The organism is Streptosporangium sp. NPDC023963, from assembly GCF_040639135.1.
In the GTDB taxonomy this organism is placed as follows: Bacteria; Actinomycetota; Actinomycetes; order Streptosporangiales; family Streptosporangiaceae; genus Streptosporangium.
Window position 1 is genome coordinate 133,855 of sequence record NZ_JBEZZK010000009.1, and the last position, 18,318, is coordinate 152,172.

General features: G+C 70.6%; 15 protein-coding genes. 11 read left to right on the forward strand and 4 right to left on the reverse strand.

The window, feature by feature from the left end:
- The first annotated feature begins 84 nt into the window (after positions 1 to 84).
- The 4 genes from AB0F88_RS25970 to AB0F88_RS25985 all read left to right on the forward strand — a co-directional run bounded on the left by AB0F88_RS25970 (position 85) and on the right by AB0F88_RS25985 (position 3,328).
- On the forward strand, positions 85 to 597 hold the full coding sequence (locus AB0F88_RS25970) for an RNA polymerase sigma factor (RefSeq protein WP_362689096.1): 513 nt from the start codon (positions 85 to 87) through the stop codon (positions 595 to 597).
- Complete coding sequence (locus AB0F88_RS25975; RefSeq protein WP_362689099.1) at positions 594 to 1,643, forward strand: CU044_5270 family protein; 1,050 nt, start codon at positions 594 to 596, stop codon at positions 1,641 to 1,643. The genes AB0F88_RS25970 and AB0F88_RS25975 overlap by 4 nt, the downstream gene beginning before the upstream one ends.
- A 200-nt stretch (positions 1,644 to 1,843) precedes the next feature.
- A complete protein-coding gene (locus AB0F88_RS25980) occupies positions 1,844 to 2,467 on the forward strand; it encodes a TetR/AcrR family transcriptional regulator (protein ID WP_362689102.1) in 624 nt (207 codons plus the stop codon).
- 96 nt (positions 2,468 to 2,563) lie between these two features.
- Entirely contained in the window at positions 2,564 to 3,328 is a 765-nt protein-coding gene (locus tag AB0F88_RS25985) for a methyltransferase domain-containing protein (RefSeq protein ID WP_362689104.1), read from the forward strand.
- Between the two features lie 85 nt (positions 3,329 to 3,413).
- Here the strand turns inward: AB0F88_RS25985 and AB0F88_RS25990 are convergent, their stop codons facing one another.
- Positions 3,414 to 3,896 (reverse strand): GNAT family N-acetyltransferase, encoded by a 483-nt coding sequence (locus AB0F88_RS25990; RefSeq protein WP_362689107.1) that lies wholly within the window; start codon positions 3,894 to 3,896, stop codon positions 3,414 to 3,416.
- A 580-nt stretch (positions 3,897 to 4,476) separates the two neighbouring features.
- On the opposite strand from AB0F88_RS25990, the gene AB0F88_RS25995 reads away from it, so the two are divergent.
- The gene (locus AB0F88_RS25995) at positions 4,477 to 5,136 is read left to right on the forward strand and encodes an L-threonylcarbamoyladenylate synthase (protein WP_362689110.1); all 660 of its coding nucleotides are present in this window, start codon (positions 4,477 to 4,479) and stop codon (positions 5,134 to 5,136) included.
- A gap of 216 nt (positions 5,137 to 5,352) precedes the next feature.
- Entirely contained in the window at positions 5,353 to 6,384 is a 1,032-nt protein-coding gene (locus tag AB0F88_RS26000; RefSeq protein WP_362689113.1) for a LacI family DNA-binding transcriptional regulator, read from the forward strand.
- A gap of 179 nt (positions 6,385 to 6,563) precedes the next feature.
- On the opposite strand, the gene AB0F88_RS26005 is transcribed toward AB0F88_RS26000, so the two are convergent.
- Positions 6,564 to 6,878: an AbfB domain-containing protein gene (locus AB0F88_RS26005; RefSeq protein WP_362689116.1), complete on the reverse strand. Its 315-nt coding sequence runs from the start codon at positions 6,876 to 6,878 to the stop codon at positions 6,564 to 6,566.
- A gap of 785 nt (positions 6,879 to 7,663) precedes the next feature.
- On the opposite strand from AB0F88_RS26005, the gene AB0F88_RS26010 reads away from it, so the two are divergent.
- Together AB0F88_RS26010 and AB0F88_RS26015 are read left to right on the forward strand one after the other, a co-directional pair.
- A complete protein-coding gene (locus AB0F88_RS26010; protein WP_362689119.1) occupies positions 7,664 to 9,115 on the forward strand; it encodes a glycoside hydrolase family 43 protein in 1,452 nt (483 codons plus the stop codon).
- 229 nt (positions 9,116 to 9,344) lie between these two features.
- A complete protein-coding gene (locus tag AB0F88_RS26015; protein WP_362689121.1) occupies positions 9,345 to 11,441 on the forward strand; it encodes a PQQ-dependent sugar dehydrogenase in 2,097 nt (698 codons plus the stop codon).
- A 46-nt stretch (positions 11,442 to 11,487) separates the two neighbouring features.
- On the opposite strand, the gene AB0F88_RS26020 is transcribed toward AB0F88_RS26015, so the two are convergent.
- Positions 11,488 to 12,579, reverse strand: a complete 1,092-nt coding sequence (locus AB0F88_RS26020) for a LacI family DNA-binding transcriptional regulator (protein ID WP_362689124.1) — start codon at positions 12,577 to 12,579, stop codon at positions 11,488 to 11,490.
- A 206-nt stretch (positions 12,580 to 12,785) separates the two neighbouring features.
- On the opposite strand from AB0F88_RS26020, the gene AB0F88_RS26025 reads away from it, so the two are divergent.
- From AB0F88_RS26025 to AB0F88_RS26035, 3 genes are read left to right on the forward strand one after another with little or no spacing between them, the layout of a single operon-like run.
- A complete protein-coding gene (locus AB0F88_RS26025; RefSeq protein WP_362689127.1) occupies positions 12,786 to 13,709 on the forward strand; it encodes a sugar ABC transporter permease in 924 nt (307 codons plus the stop codon).
- Positions 13,706 to 14,653 carry a carbohydrate ABC transporter permease gene (locus AB0F88_RS26030; protein WP_362689130.1) on the forward strand — a complete coding sequence of 316 codons (948 nt, stop codon included), beginning with the start codon at positions 13,706 to 13,708 and terminating at the stop codon, positions 14,651 to 14,653. Before AB0F88_RS26025 ends, AB0F88_RS26030 begins: the two co-directional genes overlap by 4 nt.
- A gap of 50 nt (positions 14,654 to 14,703) precedes the next feature.
- Entirely contained in the window at positions 14,704 to 16,059 is a 1,356-nt protein-coding gene (locus AB0F88_RS26035) for a sugar ABC transporter substrate-binding protein (protein ID WP_362689133.1), read from the forward strand.
- Positions 16,060 to 16,143: 84 nt separating this feature from the next.
- On the opposite strand, the gene AB0F88_RS26040 is transcribed toward AB0F88_RS26035, so the two are convergent.
- Positions 16,144 to 18,210 carry a beta-galactosidase gene (locus tag AB0F88_RS26040; protein ID WP_362689136.1) on the reverse strand — a complete coding sequence of 689 codons (2,067 nt, stop codon included), beginning with the start codon at positions 18,208 to 18,210 and terminating at the stop codon, positions 16,144 to 16,146.
- Between the last annotated feature and the right edge of the window lie 108 nt (positions 18,211 to 18,318).

Consider the following 18,318-nt stretch of genomic DNA (forward strand, 5'->3'; position numbering starts at 1 on the left):
GCGAAGTGCTCACAGCGATCTGCAACATTCCAAAAGGTGCCGGACATGTACCAGGTGTCCGGCACCTTTCGGCAAGGAGACCCTGTGACCCACCGAGATCGCTTCGAGGCGGTCTATGACGCGTACTACCCGGCGATACATCAGTACGCCGCCCGCCGCACCGGTTCGCCCGACGACACGACCGACGTCATCTCCGAGACGTTCCTCACCGCCTGGCGGCGCATCGGCGACGTGCCCGAGGGGGAGGAGGCGTTGCTGTGGCTGTACGGGGTGGCCCGCCGCGTGCTGGCCAACCAGCGGCGCGGCGCCTCCCGCAGGGCCGTGCTCGCCGAACGGCTGCGTGCGGAACTGGCCGCCGACCGGCCGGTCGGGCCGGTCGACCTGGACCATGTTCGCGTCGCCTTCGACGGGTTGCCCGAACGCGACCGCGAGGTCCTGGCGCTGGCCTGCTGGGAGGGCCTGACCAGCGAGCGGATCGCCAGAGTCGTGGGATGTACGGCCATCGCCGCCCGGACCCGGCTGCATCGGGCGCGCAGGCGGCTGGCGGCGGCGCTGGAGCGGCAGGCGTCCTTGACGATCGCGAGGGGAGAGGCATGAGTGACATCGACGACCTGGTGAAGGCCATCGACCCGGCACCGCACGCGCCGGATCAGGGGCCCGGCGCGCGCGACCTGCGTGAGGCGATCATGGCGACCCGGGCGGGCTCGCCCCGGACGGCCTGGCGGCGCCTGCCGTGGTGGGCCGGTGCCGTCGGGCTGGTCGCGGCCGCGACGGTGACGGCCGTCCTCCTCGGCCAGGTCGCCCCCACCTCACCGCTCCCTCCCGTGGCCACGATCGGCGTCACCTCCCTGCCGGGCAGGTCGATCCTGCTGGCCGCCGCCGCCAAGGCCGAAGCCGCCCCCGAGGGGGCGTACTGGCGCCTCAGCCAGCTGTACACGACGCGGTGGCCCCGGCCGTTCGGCAAGAACGGCAGCACCTACCGTCTGGAGACCTCCAACCTCGCGGAGACGTGGATGGCCGGGGACGGCCGGGGCTGGATCGGCCGCAGGCAGCTGGCCGCCCGCCCCCTGGACATGGAGGCGTGGCGCCGGGACGGCTCTCCGACCGAATGGCCGATGGGGGAGGACGGCGGCGTCTACTCCACCTCGCCCGGCGAGGGCACGCTCACCCGGCTCAAGGGGAGGCCGCGACTCTACTGGAGTGCCATGCCGCTGACCCTGAAGGAGATCGCGGCGCTGCCCGCCGACCCCGAAGCGCTGAAGGGGCGGGCCGCCGAGGCGATCCGCAGGGACCGGGACTTCGCCGGTTCCGTGGAGGGCGGCCTGCCGCGTACCCTGGCCTCGCTCCTGTACGAACTGCCCGCCTCCCCGCAGGTGCGCGGCGCCGCCTATCAGGCGCTGGCGACGCTGCCCGCGGTGCGGGTCGAAGGCCCGGCCACCGACCCGCGGGGGCGGCCGGGCGTCGCCGTGACCTTCCCGATCCAGGAGGGCCGGCCCGCTACAGGCAGGCTGATCATCGACCCCGGCACCTCCAAGGTGCTGACCTTCGAGGTCACCGGCATACCGGAGAAGGGCGACATGGTCGAGGTGGTGCTGGAATCCGGCTGGACCGACACCAGGCCGGCCCCGCCCCCGGCCGGGTGAGGGCCACGGGGCGGGCCGCCGGGGCCCGGCCCCACGACTGACCGGCTTCCGTGCCCCAGGGCCGACCGGCTCCGACGGGCCCGTCGGGCCGGATCGGACCTCCCGTTCCCGTTCCGGGGCGGGCGGGCCGGTCGTCGGCGATCTCGAGCGGAACGGGCGTCCCGAATGTATAGCAATGCAATGCTATATATTCTGGTGCCATGGTGAGGACGAAGGATCCGGCGGTCCGCACCCTGCTCATCGAGCGGGCCGCGCACATGCTTCGCACCCGCGAGCCCATCACCCTGAGATCACTGGTGGCCGGGACCGGGGTCTCGACGATGGCCGTCTACACCTATTTCGGAAACATGGACGGCATGTGGAAGGCCCTGCGCCAGGAGGGCTTCACCCGCCTGGCGGCCAGGTTCACGACGGTGACGACGTCCACGGACCCGGTGCGGGACCTGACCGCCATGGTCGCCGCCTACCTCCGCAACGCCCTGGACCACCCCGACCTGTACCGGGTCATGTTCGACGCGAACTTCGAGCTCGAGGACCTCAAGGCCGCGGACGCGACCCTGGAACACCTCGTCCAGGCCGTCGAACGAGGCAGGAGGGCCGGCCGCTTCCGCGCGGACACCGACCCGCTGGAACTGGCGATCCAGAGCTGGGCCGTCGTCCACGGGCTGGCCTCCCTGGTCGCCAACGGCCCCCTGCCGCGCGAAACGCTCGCTCACGGCGTCCCCCTGCTGACCGCGCTGTTCGTCAGCGTGGGAGACGACCCCGGCAGGTGCCGGCTGTCGGTCGAGAACGGCTGGAAGCAGCCGAGCACGCCCGCCGGATAGCCCCGCCGCACGTTCCGCCCGGCCGGCGCGGGCGCAGGTCAACCGGCCGGAAAATTCGATTGCGCGCGGGAAACGGGATGATGTTGGGTCGGATCCGTGACCGCGTTCGACGCACTCGTGCGTCCCGACCGTTACCCGCTCTCGTCCGCCTACGATCCGGCCTGGCTGCTCGAACTCGACATGGGGCCCCATCCGCTGTGGATGCTGGAGGACCTTGCCCGCGACCTCGACCTGAAACCCGGCATGCGAGTGCTGGACCTCGGTTCGGGCAAGGGCGCGACGTCGGTGTTCCTGGCCCGCGAGTACGGTGTCCAGGTCGTCGCGACCGACTGGTGGATCGGCGCAGACGAGGCGGCGGAGGTCTTCGCCGAGGCCGGCGTCGGTGACCAGGTGGAGGCGGTGCGCGCCGAGGCCCACGTCCTGCCGTTCGAGAAGGAGAGTTTCGACGCCGTCGTGAGCATCGACGCCTTCGAGTACTTCGGCACGGCCGACAGCTACCTGCCCTACCTGGTGGGGTTCCTCCGCCCTGGAGGCCGGCTCGGGATGGCCACCCCCGGGATGACGCGCGAGGTCCGCGAGCTCGGGGCGATCCCCGCGCACATCAAGGAAGTGGTCGGCTGGGAGGCCATCGCCTGGCACACGCCACAGTGGTGGCGTTTCCAGTGGGAGATCACCGAGATGGTGGAGGTCACCTCCGCCCGGTTGCAGGAGGACGGCTGGCACAACTGGCTGCTCTGGGCCAGAGCCTGCGCCGACCACCGGCCGGAAGAGCGTGTCGCGCACCAGCCCGTGATCGACATGCTCGTCGCGGACGGCGGCGAGCTCCTCGGCTTCACCCTGGTGACCGCCCGCAAGAGGTGACCGCCCGCAAGAGGTGACCGCCCGCGAGGGGTGACGGCCCCCTCCGGGACAGGCGGCGAGGACGCCGTCCCGGAGGGGGGTTCGGTCAGAGCCTCCGGTAGTAGACGGCGACCGGAAGCGGGACGGCTCCGAGCTTCTCGTAGAGAGCTCTGGCGGGCGCGTGGAAGGGGTCGCCCCCGGTACCGATCTCGACCACCTCGGCCCCGAGGGCCCGCATCTCACCGAAGGCGTGCTCGCACAGCGCGGTGCCCGCGCGGTGGCGGCGGTGCTCGGCCGAGACGGCGAGATGCGTGATGGTTCCGTTCCTGCGGGCCGGGTCGACGCTCCAGGCCACGTAGCCGAGGACGACGTCCTCGGTCTCGGCGACCGCGACGTACCTGTGCAGGTCCGGGGCGTGAAGTTCGGCGACCTGCTCGCGATAGTCGCCGCGCCAGTCGCCGTGCTGGTTGGCGAAGACGACCTCACCCACCAGGGGGCGGAAGTGGTCCTCGTAGAACGGCCGGAACGTCTCGATGGTCAACGCGGTGAGCCGAGCCAGGTCGTGCCGAACGAACGGGCGGATGAGCATGGAAGTGCGCCTTTCAGGCTGAGGGCTTGACACCCGAACGGGAGACTTGACACCCGGACGGGAAAAGGGCGTCGGCCGGCCCGCTCGCGGCCTGGTTCCGGCGGCGAGCAGACCCTCAGTGACGGGTACGCCAAGCGGCGAAGCACTCCATGGCACATCACGATAGCGTCCCGCCGGACAACGGCGTCACCCGGAACACCTCGGCGCAGCCCGCTCCCGGACGCCTCGGCGGGGACCACCCGGACGACACGCTCGGGCGGCTCGTCGACCGTCGCTCGCCGTGGAAAGCGCCATGGAAAGCGCCATGGAAAGCGCAGCGGAAGGCACCGTGGAAAGCCCAGCGGAAGGCGCAGCGGAAGGCGCACCTGGGCTCCGCGCCAGACGGGAGCACCAGGGGGGACCCGCTTTTCACCCGCCGATCCGGTACGGAGTGTCGGGAACCCCGGCCGTGTGGTGATCGTTTCCCTCTCGATCACCGCACGACGCATGAGTCCGGCGCCCGCCGGCCGTCCTCGCGAGCCGCGTGTCGCGCCGAGCCTTGAGGGGCCTTGAGGGGCGTTGATGAGCTTTGAGGGGTCACATGTCACGCGGGGTGGTGTTCGCTTCTAAGCTCGGGGGTGTGGCGAAATACCTTGATGTGCATCCGAACAGTCCCCAGCCCCGGCTGATCAGTCAGGTGGTCGAGCTTCTGCGCGCGGACGGGCTGATCGCGTACCCGACGGACTCCGGCTACGCGCTGGGGTGCAGGCTGGGCAACAAGGAGGGGATCGACCGGATCAGGGAGATCCGCGACCTCGGCAGCGACCACCACTTCACCCTGGTCTGCAGAGATTTCGCCCAATTCGGCCAGTTCGTTCATGTAAGCAATGCGCTGTTCCGTTCGGTCAAGGCGGCGACCCCCGGCGGCTACACCTTCATCCTGCCCGCGACCAAGGAGGTGCCGCGGCGGTTGCTGCATCCCCGGAAGAAGACGGTCGGCGTCCGGATCCCCGACCACGTCGTCACGCAGGCGCTGCTGGCCGAACTCGGCGAACCGCTGGTGTCGAGCACCCTGCTGCTGCCCGACGAGACCGAGCCCCTGACGCAGGGCTGGGAGATCAAGGAGAGGCTCGACCACGTGGTGGACGCCGTCATCGACTCCGGCGAGTGCGGCGCCGTCCCGACAACGGTCGTCGACTTCTCGCAGGGCGAGCCCGAGATCCTCCGCCGGGGCACCGGAGACCCGTCCCCCTTCGAGTAGCGGGCGGCGGTGCCCGCCCTCTCAGGCCCGGGCACCTCGTCGCCGCAGGAGTCGCTCGTCGTGGACGCGGCCGGCACCTCTCCCCACGGCGGCATCGGACATCGCGGTGTCGCCGCCGAGGTCGTTCCCGTGACCCGATCCCGGCACGGACCGTCCGTCGTAGCGGAGCCGGACCGGAACTCCTGTTAGCGTTGTCGCATAGGGGGGTGAGCTGCTTTGAAGGCGAAATCGAACGACGGCCCGCCGCGCTCCAGACCTGCTGTGCTGGAGGACGTCGCCGCGCTGGCCGGAGTGTCGGCGATGACCGTCTCCCGGGCGCTCAACGCGCCCGAGAGGGTGCACAGCGAAACCCGGGCGCGCGTGCTGGCCGCGGTGCGGGAGCTGGACTACCGGCCCAACGCCGCCGCCCGCCAGCTCGCCACGGGACGGTCCGGGGTGCTGGGCGTGGTCAGCATCGACACCACCCTGTACGGTCCGGCCTCGACCCTCTACAGCATCGAGCGTGCCGCGAGGCTCAACGACTACGCCGTGAGCATCGCCAGCCTGAGCACGCTCGACCGCCGCTCGATCGAGGAGAGCCTCCGCCAGCTGCGGTCCCAGTCGGTGGACGGCGTCATCATCGTCGCGCCGCACGAGTCGGCGGCCGACGGTCTGCGCCATCTGTCGCCGGAGATCCCCGTGGTCGCGGTCGACGCCGGGGCCGGCCTCTCCGTTCCCGTCGTCATGGTCGACCAGCGGGCGGGAGCGACACGGGCGACCGGGCACCTGCTCGGCCTCGGCCACGAGACGGTGTGGCACGTGGCGGGCCCGGCCAGCTGGATCGACGCCAACGGCCGGGTCGAGGGCTGGCGCGAGGTGCTGGAGGCCGGAGGGCACCGGGTTCCCGAGGTGCTGCGCGGGGACTGGAGCTCGCGCTCGGGCTACCAGCTCGGCCGCCGCCTGGCACAGGACCCCGAGGTCACGGCCATCTTCGTGGGCAACGACCAGATGGCCCTGGGCGTGCTGAGAGCGCTGCGCGAGGCAGGGCGGCGCGTTCCCGAGGACGTCAGCGTGGTGGGCTTCGACGACGTGCCGGAGTCCGCCTACTTCTGGCCCCCGCTCACGACGGTCCGGCAGGATTTCGAGGAGGTCGGCAGCCACGCCTTCCACGTGCTGCTCGACCAGATGGCCGGCAGGCCGAGCCAGCCCCGGCGGCTGGTGGAGCCCGAGCTCGTCGTGCGGGAGAGCACCGGAGCCGCGCCGAGCTGACGCCGCCCGCCGCGCGGGCTCTGGATCCGGCGGTGGCCGCCGCCGGCGCCGGTGAACCGCCGCTTCCGCCACGCGTCGCCGTTGCACGCCCGCCGGCCGGCCCTGGCGCCGTCTCCGGTGTCCGGCTGCCATCCGCCGACGACCCCGCCGGAGCGGGTGGCGGGCAGGCGTCGGCTGTTTTAGCACGTGACCTGGAAGGTGGCGTCCTGCCTGGCGGCCAGGGCTGAGCCGGTGCCGAGCTGGTCGATGCGCAGCACGTAGCCGGAGTGCCGGATGTAGCGGTCCGGGAAGTTGTGCGACCGGAACGAGGCCCACGCGCCGTCGGCCAGGCCCGCGGTCCGGTGGAACGTGGCGTCGGCACGGAACGCCGGGGTGTTGTCGCTCGGATCGAGCCTGAGGGCGTAGTTCGCGTGCCCGGGCGCGGCGAGGCCCCCCACCGGCACGGCCAGCCCGGCCTTGAGCAGCGTCCTGCGAGAGAGATGACGGTGGACCATGAGCCTCTCCTCACATCGGGCTCCTCCGGGGTCGGCCGGAAGAACCCGTGGTCAGACCGAGGTGCCGGCGGAGCGGAGGTGTGTTAGCGCTAACATTTTTCTTTCCGAGATCTCGGTAATCCCTGGAGTGATGACCGGATCCCTGTATTGCCAATGGGGTGGTGAGGATCGGGCCGCGGCCCGTGTTTCCGGCGCGTTTCGCAGAGTGTTAACGCTCACAGCGGGGTTGTCAATACCCGGATCGCAGGGCGGGGGCGGACCGCGCGCTGCCGGCGAGCCGATAATGTGCCTCTGACCTGCTCTTTCGATAGGCGTGTCGTCACTCGCCGGCCGGTCGGCGGCGGTCGCTCGCCGGCCGGGTGTCACGAAGGTATTGACCGGCCGGATGTTGGCGATCACACTGATGTGACGCCGATGTAACCTCTGTCCGGTTGTGGTTACTGTTTGCGTTTCGGCATGTCGGCGGTCATGCAGTGCCGTAAAAGATAAATCTTCGCGATACGAATTGTTAGCGCTAACATCCGTGACTCGGCAGATGGGGCGAAGTACGACGCGCCCGTGTCCCCCGGACGCGGCCGTACGCGACGCCACCGGCCCGCGCCCGGCCACGGGAGCGGGCCCGCCCCGGCCCGCGCGGCAGGCGAGCCCCGTACCCGTCCAGCTCCCATCGGCGCCGCGCCCGCACCGCCGACGACGAGGAGGCAGGGAGACCACCGCCGACCGGATGGAGGTCGCCGCGGACGCCGCCGTCCGCCCCATCGTGCCCGCTTCCGAAGGAGAAACGCATGTTGAAAGCCTTGTCCCGGGTGGGCGCGGTGCTCGCCGCCTGCCTGATGTTCACCTCGTGGTCGCTGGCCGTCCCGAAGGAGGCGGCCGCCCTCGAACCTTTCACCGGGTACCTGATGGCGCACTTCACCGGGGAGTCGGCGAACGGCGAGCAGATCTACCTCGCCCACAGCGACGACGGGCTGCGCTGGACCGACCTGAACAACGGCGCGGTGGTCCTGCGCTCCACGGTCGGCACCCGAGGGGTCCGCGACCCCGCCCTCGTCCGGTCTCCCGCCGGCGACCGGTACTGGATCGTCGCGACGGACCTGCGCATCGCCGGCGGCACCTCGTGGAACGACGCCGCGAACCGGGGGAGCACCTCGCTCGTCGTGTGGGAGTCGAGCGACCTGGTGAACTGGTCGGCTCCGTGGCTGATCAACGTCGCGGGCGGCATCCCCGGCGCCGGAAACGCCTGGGCACCCGAGGCCATCTACAACCCCGAGACCGGCGACTACGTCCTGTACTGGGCGACGAACTCGCTCCGCAACGGCGTGACCAAGCACCGCATCTGGTACACGCGCACCGCTGACTTCCGCAGCTTCTCCGCACCGCAGCTGTACATCGACCGCGGGACCGGCCAGGGCATCATCGACACGCAGATCGTCGACGTGCCCGGCAGCGTCGGCGGCTACCGGTACTACCGGGCCTCGGCGGACGGCCACATCACGATCGAGGCGAGCAACTCGATCCTGGGATCCTGGACGACCCTCGGGAACCTGTCGCACATGGGGATCTCCAACGGCACGGGCGGCGGCAACGTCGTGGAGGGCCCGATGTGGGCGCAGTTCAACGGCCGCAACGAGTGGGCCCTGTGGCTGGACCAGTACGCCACCGGCCGCGGCTACATGCCCATCACCTCCACCAACCTGGGCAGCACGCGGAACTTCCAGACGCGCTCCGACTACGGCATGGGCGCCAACCGCAAGCGCCACGGCTCCATCCTCAACCTGACCGCCGCGGAGGAGAACCGCGTCCTCGGCCGCTGGGGCGCCGCCGCGCCGGTCAACCGCATCCAGTCGTACAACTTCCAGACCCGCTACGTGCGGCACGCGAACCTCGACGTGCGCATCGACGCGAACGTCAGCCCCGCCCAGGACGCGCAGTTCCGGCTGGTGCCGGGCCTGGCGAACGGCAGCGGCTACGTGTCCTTCGCGTCGGTGAACTACCCCGGGTACTACCTGCGGCACTACGGGTACGACTTCGTCCTCGCGCCCGACGACGGCACCGCCACCTTCGCGGGGGACGCCACGTTCCGCCAGGTCGCCGGACTCGCCAACTCGTCGTGGACGTCCTTTCAGTCGTACAACTACCCCGACCGGTACATCCGGCACTACGACTACCTGCTCCGGCTCGACCCGATCACCGACGCGCAGGGCCGTGGCGACGCGACCTTCCGCGTGACGACGTGACGACGTGACGACGTGATCTCCGGCGAGCCGCCGTGCGGCTCGCCGGAGACGGGATCTCCTTCGCCCGCATCGCACCGGGTGGACGTCCCGGGAACCTCGGCCGGTTTCCCGCTGATCTTTTCGGACAGAGGGAGTCAGCACAACGCTCCCAAAACGGTCGGCATCGTCATAGAAGCCGACGATCATCTCACCTTGGGAACCCCGCGGACGATCCCCACTTGGAGAACAGGTGCGAACACCCCCCTCGATCAACCGCCGAAGGCCGTGGCCGCGTGCGCTGACGGCCGTGCTGGCCGTGCTGGCCGTGCCGGCCCTCGCGGCCACCATGACGGTGGCGGTCGCGGCGCCCGCCTCGGCGGCGCCGGCGACCGTGGTCGGCGTGGCCTCCGGCCGCTGCCTCGACGTGGTCGGCAACAGCGCGGCCTCCGGAACCGGCGTCAACATCTACGACTGCAACGGGCAGGCCAACCAGTCCTGGAACCTCACCGCGGCCGGTGAGCTCCGGGTGTACGGCGACACGATGTGCCTGGACGTGGTCGGCCAGGACACCACCGCCCCGGCCGCGCTGCAGATCCACACCTGCACCGGCGGCGCCAACCAGCGCTGGAGGATCAACGCCGACGGCACCGTCACCGGCGTGCAGTCGGGCCTGTGCCTGGACGTGACCGGTGAGAGCACGGCGAACAGCACCCCGGTGGGACTGTGGACCTGCACCGGGCGGGGCAACCAGAAGTGGACGACGTCCACCGGGAGCGCCGACGCCCAGCCTCCGACGGTGCCGGGTGGCCCGAGGGTGAGCAACCTGACGTGTGACTCGGTGACGTTCGCGTGGAACGCCTCCACCGACAACGTGGCGGTGGCCTTCTACGACGTCTACCACGACGGCCAGCAGATGAAGACGGTGAGCGGCACCACGCTGTCCACCGCCCTCACCGTGGTCCCCGGGGCGACGTGGGGCCTCTACGTCAACGCGCGCGACGCCGCGGGCAACGTCTCGCAGGCGAGCACCACGGTGACGATCACGCCGCCGCAGTGCCAGGCCGACACCCAGGCGCCGAGCGCGCCGACGCAGCTCACCGCCTCCGCCTCCGGCACCACGGTGACGCTGAGGTGGGCCGCCTCGACCGACAACATCGGGGTCCGGGCCTACGACGTCCACCGCGGCGGAGCCAGGGTCGGGACGGTCAACGGCACCCCGCCGGTCACCACCTTCGTCGACAGCGGGCTGGCGGGCAACACGAGCTACCAGTACCACGTGGTGGCCCGTGACGCGCAGGCCAACGTCTCGGCGCGCAGCAACACCGCGACGGCGACCACCGGCGCGGCGTGCGCCAACCCGGTGTGCACGGTGAGGCAGGTCGCGACCGACACCGACATCCCGTGGGGCCTGGTCACGCTTCCGGACGGCACGATCCTCTACAGCCGCCGCGACGCCGACGACATCATCCGCCTCGACCCCGCCACCGGGGCGAAGACGAACGTGGGCACCGTGCCGAACGTGGCCGGCACCGACGGCGAGGGCGGCCTCATGGGCCTGGAGATCTCGCCCACCTTCAACAGCGACCGCTGGGTGTACGTCATGCACACCTCGCCGACCGACAACCGGGTCGTGCGGATCAAACTGGAGAACGACAGGCTCAACACCTCCGGCGCTCAGGTCCTGCTCAGCGGGATCCTGCGCAACAAGTACCACGACGGCGGCCGCCTGCGGTTCGGCCCGGACGGCAAGCTGTACGTCGCCACCGGTGACGCGCAGAACGGTGACCACGCCCAGAACACCTCCAACCTGAGCGGCAAGATCCTGCGGATCAACCCGGACGGCAGCGTGCCGTCGGACAACCCGTTCGGCAACCCCGTGTGGAGCTACGGGCACCGCAACCCGCAGGGGCTGGCGTTCGACTCCCAGGGCCGGCTGTGGGAGCAGGAGTTCGGCAACAGTGTGATGGACGAGACCAACCTCATCACCAGGGGCGGCAACTACGGCTGGCCGGCGTGCGAGGGCACCGGCGGCGCCTGCGGCACCGCCGGGTTCATCGCCCCCAAGCGCACCTACTCCACCGCCGCCGGCTCCTGCTCGGGCATCGCCATCGTGCGTGACGTGGTCTACGTGGCCTGCCTGCGCGGCACCAGGATGTACCGCTCGCCGATCAGCGGCACCGGCCTGCCCAGCGTGCAGGAGTACTTCAACGGCACCTACGGCCGGCTGCGCACCGTGGAGCCGGCCCCGGGCGGCGGCCTGTGGCTGACCACCTCCAACACCGGTGACAAGGACAGCACGCCGAACAACAGCAACGAGAGGATCCTGCACGTCACGCTCGGCGGCTAGCCGGGCGTTTCTCGCCGGCGCTCCGTGCGAGGGCGGCCGGGCCAGGTCACCTTCCGGGGGCGGCCGTGCTGTTGCGCACCACCAGGCGGGTCGGGACGAGGTCGGTGCCCGGCGGGGAGGTCTGGTTCTCGCGAATCTGGACCAGGACCCGCTGCACGCATCTCCGGCCCACCTCCGCGAAGTCCTGGTGGACGGTCGTCAGGGGCGGGATGAAGAAGGCCGCTTCGGGGATGTCGTCGAAGCCGACCACGCTGATCTCGTCCGGGACCACCCGGCCGCGTTCGTGCAGGGCGCGCAGCAGCCCGAGTGCCATCTGGTCGTTGGAGACGAACACCGCCGTGCAGCCGGGCTCGTCGGCGAGCACGAGACCGGCGGCGTAGCCGGATTCGGCCGACCAGTCGCCGTGCAGGGGCGCCGGCACCGGCCGTCCGGCCTCCTCGAGCGCGGTGCGCCAGGCCTGGGTGCGGCGCTGGCCGGCGTAGGAGGTCCGCGGTCCCGTCACGTGCCAGACGGTCCGGTGTCCCAGGTCGAGCAGGTGGTGGACGGCCCGCCGGGCACCGTCGGCCTGGTCGGTGTCGACGACGCTGTAGCGGTCGCCGGCGTCGGAGTCGACGACGATGACGACGTGGACCCCGGGGGGCAGGGTCACGGTGCCCGCGTCGAGCAGGTGGATCTCGATGATGACGATGACCGCGTCCACGGCGAGCTCGCCCATCCGGGTGAACGCGCCCAGCACGTTGTCCTGGGTCGGCACGTCGACGGGGATCAGCGTGATGGCGTACCCCTCGGCGGCGGCGTGGGTGGCGATCGCCTCGACCGTGCGGCTGTTGCCGGTGGAGGCGAGGCTGAAGAGGATGACGCCGATGGTGTTGAACTGGCCGTACCGCAGCGCGCGGGCCGCGCTGTTGGGCCGGTAGCCGAGCTCGCGCATCGCCGCGAGCACGTGCTCGCGGGTCGAGTCGACCACTCCCGGATGGCCGTTCGAGACCCGGGACACGGTCTGGGACGAGACGCCCGCCAGCGTGGCGACGTCGGCCATGGAGACGCGCTGCTTGCGGCGTCCGCCGGGGACGCCCGACCCGCCGCGCTGCGCGCCGCCGGGGGTCGTTCCCGGCTGCTGCCGGCCACCGCCGTTCATCGTTCTCGCCCTTCGGGTGTGTTCCGGACGGCCTTCGGCGCCGGGGAAACCTTGACGACCTGTGTGGCCGGTGTCACGATACCGCACGAACGTTTACGTAATCATTACTGACGGATTACCACTCATCACCCTGTGTCGGTTTTAACCGACACTTCCTTCCGGGGGTGATGTTTACGTAAACATCACAGGAAGGCAGGAGGAAACCGGTGGTCGCAGCACCGCGGGTGAGCACGACGGCCGGCCGGGGAGCGGCGCCCCGCGAGAGGCTGTCGTGGGCGGGATGGCGGTTCGTCGGGCCGTTCCTCGCGGTGTTCGCGCTCGTCTTCCTGGCGCCGGTCGTGTACTCGATCTATCTGAGCCTGTTCCGCACCCGGTTGATCGGCGGGACCGCGTTCGTCGGGGCCGACAACTACCTCGCGGCGCTGGGCGACCCGCGCTTCTGGTCCGCCTTCGGCAACGTGACGCTCTTCCTGGTCGTGCAGGTCCCGATCATGCTGTTCCTTTCGCTCCTGGTGGCTCTCGCGATCGACAGCGGACGGCTGTACGGGACGAGCTTCTTCCGCATCGCGGTGTTCCTGCCGTATGCCGTACCCGCGGTGGTCGCGACGCTGATGTGGGGCTTCATGTACGGAACCCGGTTCGGCCTCGTCGGCAACCTGAACGAGACGTTCGGGGTGTCGCTGCCGGACCCGCTGTCGTCCGAGCTGATCCTCGCCTCGATCGGCAACATCGTGACGTGGGAGTTCGTCGGCTACAACATGCTGATCCTGTACTCCGCCCTCCGGGTGGTCGACCCGTCCCTGTACGAGGCCGCGGAGATCGACGGGGCGAGCCAGCTCCGGATCGTCTACGCGATCAAGCTCCCCGCGCTGCGCGGGGCGCTGCTGATCGCGACGATCTTCTCGATCATCGGCAGCTTCCAGCTTTTCAACGAGCCCAGCATCCTCAAGACCCTGGCGCCGAACGTGATCACGACCTACCTGACGCCGAACCTCTACGCGTACTCGCTGTCCTTCGACGGCCAGCGGTTCAACTACTCGGCGACCGTCGCCATCGTCATGGGCGTGATCACGATGATCATCGCCTACGTCGTCCAGCTCCGCGGCATGAGGAAGGGGGACCGACGATGACCGCCACCCCCGCGACCACCGGCAAGCCCCGCGCGCGGGCCTCGTCCGGCCCGCTGGTGATCCGGCGCGGCCGCCGGCGCCCCGTACGGGATCCCGGACGGCGGGGCCGGCGCAGCGCCACCCTGACCGCCCTGACCGCGATCATGCTGGTCTACGCGCTGCTCCCGCTGGCCTGGCTGCTGATCAACGCGTCCAAGACCCAGGAGGGGCTGTTCGGCTCGTTCGGCCTGTGGTTCCACTCCGACTTCGCGCTGTTCCGCAACATCGCCGACACCTTCACCTACAACGACGGCATCTTCACCCGCTGGCTGCTCAACACCCTGCTCTACGTGGTCGCGGGCGCGGGCGGCGCGACGCTGCTGGCCACGGTCGGCGGGTACGGGCTGGCGAAGTTCGACTTCCCCGGCAAGAGGGCCGTCTTCGCCGTCGTCATCGGCGCGGTGGCGGTGCCGGGCACCGCGCTGGCCGTCCCGACGTTCCTGATGTTCTCCGGCATGGGCCTGACCAACACCCCGTGGGCGATCATCATCCCGTCGCTGGTCTCGCCGTTCGGCCTCTACCTCATGTGGACCTACGCCGCCGACGCCGTCCCGGACGAGCTCCTCGAGTCGGCGCGGGTGGACGGGGCGCGGGAGTTCCAGGCGTTCCTGCGCATCGGCCTGCCGCTGCTGGCGCCCGGGATCGTCACGGTCCTGCTGTTCACGGTCGTCGCGACGTGGAACAACTACTTCCTGCCGTTGATCATGCTGAAGGATCCGGGCTGGTACCCGCTCACCCTCGGCCTCAAGGAGTGGAACGCGCAGGCGTCCACCATCGGGGGCGAGACGGTCTTCAACCTCGTGATCACCGGTTCGCTGCTCACCATCGTCCCGCTGATCGCGGCGTTCCTGCTGCTCCAGCGGTACTGGCAGTCGGGTCTGGCCGCCGGAAGCGTCAAGGGGTGACCGAGGCCGCGCCCGAACCGTCCCCAGGTACGACCATGAAAGGGACATCCATGACGACAACCCGCCGCCACGCCCTCCTGCTGGGCGCCGCACTGGCCGTACTGTCGGCGTCGCTGATGACCGCCGCCTGCGCCCCCTCCGGTGACGGCGGCTCCGGGGCCGCCCCGCCCGCCCGGAGCGCGTCAGCCACCGACCTCCAGGCCGCGCTGGACGCCGGTGGCAGCATCACGATCTGGGCCTGGGAACCGACCCTGAAGCAGGTGGTCACCGGCTTCCAGGCCAAGTATCCGAAGGTGAAGGTCAACCTGGTCAACGCCGGCACCGGCAACGACCACTACGCCGCCCTGCAGAACGTGATCAAGGCCGGTTCGGGCGTCCCCGACATCGCGCAGATCGAGTACTTCGCCCTGCCGCAGTTCGTGCTCGCCAAGTCGGTCGCCGACCTGACGGGTTTCGGCGCGGACAAGCTCGAGGGCACCTTCACCCCCGGCCCCTGGAACGCCGTCCGCTCCGGCGGCGGGATCTACGGCATGCCCATGGACTCCGGGCCGATGGCCCTGTTCTACAACAAGGAGGTCTTCGACAAGCACGACATCGAGGTCCCGGCCACCTGGGAGGAGTACATCGCGGCGGCCAGGAAACTGCACGCCGCCGACCCCAAGGCGTACATCACCAGCGACACCGGCGACCCCGGGTTCGTCACCAGCATGATCTGGCAGGCGGGCGGCAGGCCGTACAAGGTCGAGGGCACCACGGTGAGCGTGGACTTCGGTGACGCCGGTACGCGGAAGTTCACCTCGGCCTGGCAGCAGCTCGTCGGCGACAAGCTTCTCGCGCCGGTCAACGGGTGGACCGACGCCTGGTACAAGGGCCTGGGCGACGGCACCATCGCCTCGCTCGTGATCGGCGCCTGGATGCCCGCCAACCTCGAGACCGGCGTCAAGGCGGGGTTCGGCAAGTGGCGGGTCGCTCCCATGCCGCAGTGGGAGAGCGGGGGCAAGGCCACCTCCGAGAGCGGCGGCAGCTCGCTGGCCGTTCCCGAGGCGAGCGCGAACAAGGCGCTCGCCTACGCCTTCCTGAAGTACGCCGGCGTCGACGAGGGGGTGCGGACCCGGCTGGACGAGGGCGCGTTCCCCGCGACCACCGCCGAGCTGGCCTCCCCGGCCTTCCAGGACAAGAAGTTCCCCTACTTCGGCGACCAGCAGGTCAACCGGATCCTCGCCGAGTCGGCGGGTCAGGTCGTCGGGGGCTGGTCCTACCTGCCCTACCAGGTCTACGCCAACAGGATCTTCAACGACACCGCGGGCAAGGCATACATCAGCGGGGTCACCCTGCAGGACGGCCTGAAGGCCTGGCAGGACGCCTCCATCGCCTACGGCAGGGAACAGGGCTTCACCGTCCGGTGACCTCGCTGTCCCCCCGTCCCCCCGTCCTGCCGCCGAGCTCGCCGGCGGCAGGACTCGCCCTTCACCTGCACGAGGGTCCGGCGGTCAGGAGACGGGCGGGGTCCCGTGCGGGCGGCGCAGGACGCACACCTGGCGGGGGGCCAGGGTGAGGTCCTTGGCCAGGCACGGCGCCTGGACGACCTCGCCCGCGACCTCGCCGGCGTCGCCCACGGCGACGCTCTCGTCGGTGCGGTTGATGAGGAACCAGTAGTCGGCGTCGTCACCGGTGCGGACCGCCAGCTCCACCGCTCCGGCGACGGCGGCCGGAAGCTCGCCGCGCACCCCGCCGGTCGCCAGGAGCCGCGAGAGCACCGGGCCCAAGCCCTCGGGGCCGAGCCTGGTCGAGACGTAGGACGCCGAGCCGGTCCCGACCGTGCGGGTGGTGACGGCGGGCCGGCCCGCGTACTCGCCGGAGGTGTAGCGGGCGACGATCTCGACGTCCGGCCCGATGACGTCGATCCGGTCGCTCCACAGCGTGCCGGAGACGCCGAGGTCGAGGTCCACCCGGTCGCCGTCCGGCAGCGGCCCGAACTCCTCGATCCGGATGCCGAGCAGCTCGCGCAGCGCGCCGGGGTAGCCGCCGAGCCACACGTGGTCGTTCTCGTCCACGATGCCGGAGAAATAGGTGGTGACGAGATGGCCGCCGCCGGTCGCGTACTCGCTCAGGCGGTCGGCGAGCCCTCGCGGGACGACGTACAGGATCGGGGCGACGAGCAGGTCGTAGTGCGAGAACGCGTCGGCGGAGGTGATGACGTCGACCCGCACTCCGGCCGCCGCGAACGCCGAGTACCAGTCCAGCGCCTCCTGCCGGTACCGCAGTCGTGACGTGGGGTGGGAGTCGAGCTCGCCGGCCCACCAGGAGTCCCAGTCGAACACGATCGCGGCCGCGGCGCGACGGCGGCGCGTCCCCGCGATCGGCGCGAGCCTCTCCAGGGTCGCGCCGAGGTCCACGACCGAGCGGAAGACCTCGCTGTCCGTGCCGGCGTGCGGGATCATCGCCGAGTGGTACTTCTCGGCTCCTCCCGCCGACTGCCGCCACTGGAAGAAGCACACGGCGTCCGCCCCGTACGCCACGTGGGTCAGCGAGTCGCGGGCCATGGCGCCGGGCTTCTTGGCCAGGTTGACCGGCTGCCAGTTCACCGCGCTCGTGGAGTGTTCCATCAGGAACCAGGGCTCGCCCCCGGCGATCCGGCCGGTCAGGTTGGCCGAGAACGACAGCTCGTCCTGCGCCTGCGGGCCGGTCAGCAGGTAGTGGTCGTTGGAGACGAAGTCGACCTCGCGCGCCCAGTCGGCGTAGTCCATGCCCTTGCTCTCGCCCATGACCATGAAGTTGGTGGTGACCGGGATCCCGGGCGCCAGCTCGGCCAGCACGTCGCGTTCCGCCCGCAGGTAGTCCTTCAGGGCGTCGGAGGAGAACCGCTTGAAGTCGAGCTGCTGGGTGGGGTTGGGGTAGGAGGCGGCCAGGCGCGGCGGCAGGATCTCCTCCCAGTCGTCATAGGCCTGGGACCAGAACGCCGTCGCCCACGCCCGGTTCAGCTCCTCCACCGTGCCGTACCGGTCGCGCAGCCAGGTGCGGAACGCCGCGGCGGCGTCTTCGGAGAAGTCGTAGACGTTGTGGCAGCCGAGCTCGTTGGAGACGTGCCACGCGGCCAGCGCCGGATGGCTCCCGTACCGCTCCGCCATGGCCCGCACCAGGCGCAGGGCGTGCTCGCGGAAGATCGGCGACGTCGGGCGCCAGTGCTGGCGCGCGCCCGGCCACAGCGTGCGGCCTTCGTGGTCGACGGGAAGGATCTCCGGGTGTTCGGCGGTCAGCCACGGCGGCGGGGACGCGGTGGCGGTCGCCAGGTCCACGGCGATGCCGTGCGCGTGCAGGAGGTCCATCACCTCGTCCAGCCAGTCGAAGGTCCACCTGCCGGCACGCGGCTGGAGCCGCGCCCAGGAGAAGATCGCCAGTGAGACGATGTTCACCCCGGCCTGGCGCATCGCCCGGACGTCGTCCCGCCACACCTCCCGCGACCACTGTTCCGGGTTGTAGTCCGCGCCGAAGGCCAGCCGGCGCCGCGAGGGCTCCGAGGGCCAGCGAAGCCAGCGCGGCCCGTGTTCAACTGTCACTACCACTCCTGCCTGTCGTCACAGGGAGATCGTCTGGCCTATGTTTACGTAAACATAGGGTATCCCAGAGCCGTCCCGCCGGTCCGGAAACCGGGGCGGGTCACCGTT